Annotated in this window: 7 protein-coding genes; 2 read left to right on the top strand and 5 right to left on the bottom strand. The window is 42.1% G+C overall.

The features are described 5' to 3' along the window. Positions 1 to 184 precede the first annotated feature (184 nt). Entirely contained in the window at positions 185 to 1,426 is a 1,242-nt protein-coding gene (gene codB / locus E5A76_RS11130) for a cytosine permease (protein WP_161118974.1), read from the top strand. Between the two features lie 9 nt (positions 1,427 to 1,435). Beyond that, positions 1,436 to 2,713: a cytosine deaminase gene (locus tag E5A76_RS11125; protein WP_161118973.1), complete on the top strand. Its 1,278-nt coding sequence runs from the start codon at positions 1,436 to 1,438 to the stop codon at positions 2,711 to 2,713. 72 nt (positions 2,714 to 2,785) lie between these two features. Here the strand turns inward: E5A76_RS11125 and E5A76_RS11120 are convergent, their stop codons facing one another. From E5A76_RS11120 to E5A76_RS11100, 5 genes are all read right to left on the bottom strand, one after another. Next, a complete protein-coding gene (locus tag E5A76_RS11120; RefSeq protein WP_053986897.1) occupies positions 2,786 to 3,220 on the bottom strand; it encodes a phosphate-starvation-inducible protein PsiE in 435 nt (144 codons plus the stop codon). A gap of 157 nt (positions 3,221 to 3,377) precedes the next feature. Continuing rightward, entirely contained in the window at positions 3,378 to 3,983 is a 606-nt protein-coding gene (cobO, locus tag E5A76_RS11115; RefSeq protein ID WP_161118972.1) for a cob(I)yrinic acid a,c-diamide adenosyltransferase, read from the bottom strand. A gap of 9 nt (positions 3,984 to 3,992) precedes the next feature. Then, positions 3,993 to 4,811 (bottom strand): adenosylcobinamide-GDP ribazoletransferase, encoded by an 819-nt coding sequence (locus tag E5A76_RS11110; protein ID WP_161118971.1) that lies wholly within the window; start codon positions 4,809 to 4,811, stop codon positions 3,993 to 3,995. After that, a complete protein-coding gene (gene cobT, locus E5A76_RS11105) occupies positions 4,808 to 5,842 on the bottom strand; it encodes a nicotinate-nucleotide--dimethylbenzimidazole phosphoribosyltransferase (protein ID WP_187695623.1) in 1,035 nt (344 codons plus the stop codon). The genes E5A76_RS11110 and cobT overlap by 4 nt, the downstream gene beginning before the upstream one ends. Positions 5,843 to 5,994: 152 nt before the next feature. Next, on the bottom strand, positions 5,995 to 7,551 hold the full coding sequence (locus E5A76_RS11100) for a SulP family inorganic anion transporter (RefSeq protein WP_053986894.1): 1,557 nt from the start codon (positions 7,549 to 7,551) through the stop codon (positions 5,995 to 5,997). Positions 7,552 to 7,839: the final 288 nt, after the last annotated feature.

The following is a 7,839-nucleotide window of genomic DNA, read 5'->3' as shown; positions in this document are numbered from 1 at the left end:
TTTCAAATTGTACAGTATGATTTCCATTTCATTTTTTAATTGACTGTATTTAAAGTAATTTATTTATTATTTGCTGTTTTTTACATATTTGTTGGAATTTATTGTTCTTGATTGCTTTTTTATTATCAGCATAATGCGCGCCGTTTAACTTGGATTTACGAATTTATTCATATCGGAGATAAAAATGGCTGCTGATAATAATTACAGTTTAGGGCCTGTACCCCTTACCGCTCGAAAGGGTGTCGCTTCACTGACAATGGTCATGTTAGGTCTCACTTTTTTCTCCGCTAGCATGTGGACAGGTGGTTCACTGGGTACTGGACTATCATTTGACGATTTCTTCCTTGCTGTTCTCATCGGCAATCTTATCCTCGGTATTTACACTTCTTTTCTTGGCTATATCGGTGCTTCCACCGGACTTTCTACCCATCTTCTTGCTCGTTTTTCTTTTGGTACTAAAGGTTCATGGTTACCGTCTGCATTACTTGGTGGTACACAAGTTGGCTGGTTTGGCGTTGGTGTCGCCATGTTTGCGATCCCTGTTCATAAAGCTACAGGTATTGATACCAATGTATTAATTGTCGTATCCGGTATATTGATGACGGTTACTGTGTACTTTGGTATGTCGGCATTAATGATCTTATCTGCTATTGCCGTACCTGCCATTGCATTGCTAGGTAGTTATTCTGTTGTTGAAGCCGTTGAAAGCATTGGTGGTGTCGATCAGTTAAAGATGATGAAGCCAGTAGAGCCTATCAATTTCTCGGTTGCACTCGCCATGGTTGTTGGCTCATTTGTGAGTGCGGGAACGCTAACCGCAGATTTCGTTCGTTTTGGTAAGAAGCCTAAATCAGCAGTACTCGTGACCATGATTGCTTTCTTCTTAGGTAATTCGCTGATGTTTATCTTTGGCGCAGCAGGAGCCGCAGTGACAGGGCATTCTGATATTTCTGAAGTGATGATTGCACAAGGGTTATTGATCCCTGCCATTATCGTGTTAGGTCTTAATATTTGGACGACCAATGATAATGCGCTTTATGCTTCAGGCTTAGGCTTTTCAAATATCACGGGGTTACCGAGTAAGTATATTTCAGTGGTGAATGGTTTGATCGGCACACTTTGTGCGCTATGGCTTTATAACAATTTCGTGGGTTGGCTAACATTTCTATCGTTAGCGATCCCTCCAATTGGTGGTGTGATCATTGCGGATTTCTTTATCAACCGTAAACGCTACCAAGATTTTACTAAAGCAGAATTTAAAACAGTTAATTGGGCTGGCATGTTAGCGATAGCTATCGGTGTTGTGGCAGGACATTTCCTACCGGGGATTGTGCCAGTGAATGCGGTATTAGGTGGTGCAATAAGTTATGTACTACTGAATACAGCAATGAATAAAAAGACACATGCAGCAAAGCAAGTGGCGTAAGGGAAAATGATGACAAGTTTATTGATTAATAATGCGACGTTGCAGAATGAAGCCGGCTTAAAGCAAATTCTGATTGAGAATGGTGTTTTTACACAAATCGTAGATAACCATACCATCACAGATCACCAAGGCGAGACGTTAGATGCCGTAGGTGGCTTAGTCGTTGCGCCATTTTGTGAGCCACATATTCACTTAGATACCACGCAAACAGCAGGCGAGCCTAGCTGGAATATTTCAGGCACCTTATTTGAGGGGATTGAGCGTTGGGCTGAGCGTAAGCAGTTACTGTCGATTGAAGATGTAAAAACACGCGCTAAGCAGACTTTGAAATGGCAAATTGCTAATGGTGTTCAACATGTACGTACTCATGTGGATGTTTCCGATCCGACCTTGATTGCATTAAAAGCGATGCTTGAAGTACGTGAAGAAATGAAGCCTTGGGTGGATATTCAGATTGTTGCTTTCCCACAAGAAGGGATTTTGTCTTACCCAAACGGTAAAGAGCTACTTGAAGAAGCAGTACAGCTTGGTGCTGATGTTATCGGTGCTATTCCACACTTTGAGTTCACTCGTGAATACGGTGTTGAATCGCTGCATTACGTATTTGAATTAGCACGTAAATATGATCGTTTGATTGATGTGCACTGTGACGAAATTGATGATGAACAGTCACGCTTTGTTGAAACTGTAGCCGCACTAGCACATAAATATAATATGGGCGAGAAAGTCACAGCAAGCCATACTACCGCAATGGGCTCTTACAATGGTGCTTATGCTTCACGCTTGTTCCGCTTATTACGCATGTCAGGGATTAACTTTGTTGCTAACCCATTGGTAAATATTCACCTGCAAGGGCGTTTTGATGATTATCCAAAGCGTCGTGGTGTTACTCGTGTTAAAGAGATGCTAGGGGCTGAGATCAACGTCTGTTTTGGTCATGATGATGTGTTTGATCCTTGGTATCCGCTAGGTACAGCCAACATGCTGCAAGTGCTTCACATGGGTTTGCATGTATGCCAAGTGATGGGTTATGAGCAAATTAACCAATCGTTAGATTTGATCAGTAAAAACTCAGCACGCACCTTAAACATTCAAGATAACTACGGTATTGAAGTTGGTAAGCCGGGTAGTTTATTGATTTTACCTGCTGAGAATGGTTTTGACGCGGTGCGTCGACAAGTGCCAGTTCAATACTCAGTGCGTCATGGTAAAGTGATCGCTCAAACTCAACCTGCGGTAACACAAATTCATTTAGAACAATCTGAAAGTGTTACCTTTAAACGCTAATTAGTTTAAAAGATAGCAATAGAGAAAAGGCACCAATCAGGTGCCTTTTTATTATGAGTTAAATACCCATTATTAATCATCTGCTTGCTTTCGGCGTGGATCTTCTGGAGTTTCATACGGCCAGTAGTGATGACCAACACGAATAAGTACCGTTGCTGCAGCGAGAACAAAAGCGGCTAATGATAGCCAGATAATAAAGGGGCCATCTAGCTCTTTCATGCCAAGCGTGATATAGCGAGCGATTGCCATAATGGCGATATAAATAGGGTACCGTACTGGAATTTTACCATTCGCAACGAACTGCTGAACCATGGCTAAAATTTCCAAATAGATAAACATTAATAGAATATCTGTCAGCAAAATCTTTCTTTCTACAATGACATGCATAAACTCATTAAACATAGCCACAACAGTAGAAAGGGTGATACCGACTAAAAGAATGGCTTCGAGAATATGAAAAACTTTGAGAAAAGGTTTGCTAAACGCTTTAGGTAAATGCGAAGGCATGATAGCTCCAACAAAAGGCAGAAGTTACTTGGGTATAAGTCTACTGCTATTATATGAAGCTATAGCTTTACAGATAGTAAATAGATGTAAAATAAGTATTAAGTGTGTGAAATTTAGCCATAAAAAGAGTAAGTATTCTTGTAATGGCTAAAGTTAATTACCAATCAATACCTTTACGTGCTTTGATGCCACTTTCAAATGCATGTTTTACGTTACGCACTTCCGATACCGTATCTGCAATTTCAATAAGTTTACGATGAGCAGCACGCCCTGTGATGATCACCGATTGCATCGCGGGGCGGTTTTCAATCGCGTGGAGCACTTCTTCTAAATCGATATAATCGTACGTGATCATATAAGTCAGTTCATCGAGCAGCACTACATCAAGGCTTTCATCTGCAAGCATTGTTTTACATTGTTGCCATGTTTCTTGGGCTGCTGCTGTATCGGCGGCTTTATTTTGGGTTTCCCAGGTAAAGCCTGTCGCCATCACAGCAAATTTAACACCGTGTTGCTCTAGCAAGTTACGTTCGCCACAATCCCATGTACCTTTGATAAATTGCCCGACACCACAATGTTGACCATGACCAACTGCACGCGCCACCATACCAAAACCTGAAGTTGATTTACCTTTACCGTTGCCTGTAATGATCAGCACTAACCCTTTTTCATATTGGGCGGCATCAATTTTGGCATCTACTTGTTCTTTGAGTTTTTGTTGGCGAGCTTTGTGGCGATCATCCTTGCTCGTTGTATCTGTCATGGAAATTCCTTAAAAATGATAATGGGTCGCAAAAGCTAATAATGTCAGATAGCCTGCGATTTCTGCAAGTTGTTGTGTGGCACCTAAACAATCACCGGTATAACCACCAAGTTGACGTTGGAACCAATAACCACAGCCTTGTCGTACTAGCAGAGTGATAATTGCTAACATAATGGCAATCGGCCAAGGTAATACAAGAAGAGTAATAACCGCAGTTCCTAATAGTATCTGTAGATCACTACGTGTTTGCTGATTGGCTAACGGCTTCACTTTACTGTCTTGATCGGCTCGTACATAAGGGTATGAGAAGATAAGACTTGCAGCCGCGACTCGGCTTAGTGAATGCACCACAATAAAGGCATAGGCTGGTAATAAAGGATTTAACTTGGCAAGTTCAATAAGGGCTACCCATTTAATGCCTAATCCCATAAATAGCGCGGCAGCCCCATAAGTCCCAAGCCGGGAGTCTTTCATGATATTGAGCTTGGATTCCACTGTCCAGCCACCGCCAAAACCATCAAATACATCAGCCAATCCATCTTCATGAAAAGCACCGGTGATGAGTAATCCACTGATTATAGCTAATGCTATCGCAACGGAAACGGGAAGCAGTATCGAACTAACTAAATAGACGCAGCTAACAAGTAGGCCGACAACAATACCAATGACACCAAAATAACGATTAGCGTGGTTTAATCGCTCTGTGGTAAAAGGTGTCTCTTTGGGGATCGGGATACGAGTGAAAAAAGCCAAGGCAACGAGAAATAGCTGCCATTGGTATTGCCAGCCGTTTGAGACATCTTGGCTTTGTGCTTTATCCGTGTTCACACTGTGACTCCAGCGGCATCGAAGCTTGCCATATCATTGTAAAAAGCACAGGCTGATTTTACTAATGGCAGAGCGAGCACCGCACCAGTTCCTTCACCAAGGCGTAAACCAAGGTTAAGTAAAGGCGTTGCATTTAAATGTTGCAGCATACGGTTATGTCCTGCTTCTTCCGAGTGATGACAGAACACCAAGTAATCTCGCACATTGGGGTTAATTGCGACAGCTAGCAGTGCTGCTGCTGTAACAATAAAACCGTCAATGAGGATTATCATTCGACTTTCAGCTGCTTGTAATATACCACCGGTGATTTGGGCAATTTCAAACCCACCGACAGCAGCCAGTACTTTCATCGGATCGCCTGTACATTCATAGTGATGTTTGCAGGCAAGGCGGATCAATGACAGTTTCTTTTGGAACTGGCTGTCATCAATTCCCGTACCGTGACCAGTGCACGCTTCGGCAGGAAGATTAAGCAGTAATGCCATAATAGCGGCTGCACTACTGGTATTTCCGATCCCCATTTCACCAAAAGCAACAAGGTTAGTGCCTGATTGATGAAGTGATTTCACAACATGAGCACCTGCTTCAATACCTTGTTGTGCTGTTTCTAGTGACATTGCATCTTCAGTACTGAAATCTTTTGTGCCTTTGCCCAAAGATTGCTTGATCAGATCTGAGTGATTGTCGATCTCTCCTAAAATACCCGCATCAATGATCTTTAGTGCCATATTATTACTACGACAAAAACAGTTTGCGGCAGCACCACCTGCGAGAAAGTTATGTACCATTTGAGTGGTGACTTCAGCAGGAGCGATACTGACACCGTGTTGTGATATCCCATGATCTGCTGCAAAAATTAGTAAATGAGGGTTAGTGACCGTGAGTGTGTCTGATTGCTGGATCAGTGCAATTTGCTCCGCAAGAGATTCTAATTGTCCCAATGCACCTAATGGCTTTGTCTTATTATCAATGCGATGTTTGATTTGTTTTGCTTGAGATTTATCTATAGGAGAGATGGTAAACACTGTCATTATCCTTTGCCGAATGCTTCACTACTAATAATGTAATGCAGTTATTGTTCCAGAAAATGAAATATAAGGGGAGAAGGAATCAGGCAAATGAATGAAAAACATCAATAATTGATACAAAAAGCCCACCAAGAAGGTGGGCTGAATAGGAGAGCTTAGCCTAGTACGTCAGAAGCGACTTTATAAGTTGGATCTTCCAGCAGGTTCACTTCGACTAAGTTGCCTGCTTTTTGTAGTAGTTTACGGCATTCAGGACTTAAGTGACGGATATGAATTGTTTTATCACGGTTAGCGTAACGCTCTGCAATGGTATCAATCGCTTCGATAGCCGAGTGATCTGCAACACGTGATTTAGCAAAATCGATGATCACTTCTTTTGGATCATTTGGTGCATCAAACAACTCTAGGAAATGCGAAACAGAGCCAAAGAATAGTGGACCATTTACTTGGTAAACTTTCGCGCCATTTTCATCAATGTAGCTTGATGCGTAGATGTGTTTTGCATGGTTCCAAGCAAATACAAGTGCAGAGTAAATCACACCGACTAATACAGCAACAGCAAGGTCAGCAATAACGGTTACACCAGTTACTAGGATGATAGTAAAGAAGTCATGCTTTGGCACTTTACGCATCATCTTAAAGCTTGCCCACTCGAATGTGCCGATCACAACCATGAACATCACACCAACAAGCGCAGCAAGTGGGATCATTTCAATAAATGATGAGCCAAATAGAATGAATAACAGTAAACCGATGGCTGCTGTGATACCTGATAAACGACCACGACCGCCAGAGTTAATGTTGATCATTGACTGACCAATCATCGCACAACCACCCATCGCGCCAAACACTGAACACGTAATATTAGCAACACCTTGACCGACACACTCACGGTTACCTTTACCACGAGTATTAGTCATTTCATCAATCACAGTCAGGGTTAGTAGCGATTCAATTAAACCCACAGCTGCCAAAATTAATGAATATGGCAAGATGATTTTTAGCGTTTCTAGGTTAAAGCCTACATCTGGTAAAGCAAATGTTGGGAGAGAGCCTGCAAGTGTTGCATTACTATCACCACTCATCGTGCGAACAAAATCAATCACGGTGCGAGATTCTAAACCAAGTACATGAACTAACGCAGTCACGGTCAGAATGGCAACAAGTGAAGAGGGTACCGCTTTGGTTAGCTTAGGTAAGAAGTGGATAATCGCCATGGTTAATGCGACTAAGCCTAACATGATGTAAAGCTGTGTGCCGTGCATCCATTCTAAGCCACCGTTAACAGAAGGTACTTTAAATTGACCTAATTGGGCTAAGAAAATAACAATCGCAAGACCGTTTACAAAACCTATCATAACAGGGTGTGGCACCATACGGATAAATTTACCGAGGCGGAAGACACCTGCAAGGATCTGTAATAGACCTGCTAGCATAATGGCTGCAAATAGGTATTGGATACCATGCTCAGCAACTAGGCTTACCATAACCACGGCCATTGCGCCGGTTGCACCTGAAATCATACCAGGACGGCCACCTAGAATAGCGGTGACTAAGCCGACAATAAATGCAGCGTACAGACCAACCATTGGGTCGACACCTGCAACGAAGGCAAAAGCAACGGCTTCAGGTACTAGTGCAAGTGCTACAGTTAAACCTGAAAGGACGTCATTTTTGACGGATTGATGTGTTTTTTGGGGGAAATCTAACATGTGAGTTGAGGTTTCTTCTATTATTTGCAGTATTGAAAAGACGTGTTTTAGTTAACAGAATGCTACAGAAAGTTGTAATTTGCTTCAACTTTAGTTGCCTTATTACGATGTTTACGCCTGTTACAATGGAAAAACTCGAGCTATATGTAAGCCGCTAACAAAAAGTGCGATGATATTGACTCAAATTTAGAAAATAAAAAAGCCATGCAAAAGTGATGTGACCCCATAAAGTTGGACATTTCGGTTAAGCGGCTTGTAAGGCCTGATTTCGATATTCAATCGGAGTCA

It is taken from the genome of Photobacterium lucens (assembly GCF_009873615.1).
Classification (GTDB): Bacteria; Pseudomonadota; Gammaproteobacteria; order Enterobacterales; family Vibrionaceae; genus Photobacterium; species Photobacterium lucens.
This window is presented reverse-complemented; position numbering and strand designations above follow the sequence as displayed.

Bases quoted from the DNA above. Each gene is read 5' to 3' on its own strand.
- codB (WP_161118974.1), top strand. From the start codon at position 185: ATGGCTGCTGATAATAATTACAGTTTAGGGCCTGTACCCCTTACCGCT.
- E5A76_RS11125 (WP_161118973.1), top strand. From the start codon at position 1,436: ATGACAAGTTTATTGATTAATAATGCGACGTTGCAGAATGAAGCCGGC.
- E5A76_RS11120 (WP_053986897.1), bottom strand. From the start codon at position 3,220: ATGCCTTCGCATTTACCTAAAGCGTTTAGCAAACCTTTTCTCAAAGTT.
- cobO (WP_161118972.1), bottom strand. From the start codon at position 3,983: ATGACAGATACAACGAGCAAGGATGATCGCCACAAAGCTCGCCAACAA.
- cobT (WP_187695623.1), bottom strand. From the start codon at position 5,842: ATGACAGTGTTTACCATCTCTCCTATAGATAAATCTCAAGCAAAACAA.
- E5A76_RS11100 (WP_053986894.1), bottom strand. From the start codon at position 7,551: ATGTTAGATTTCCCCCAAAAAACACATCAATCCGTCAAAAATGACGTC.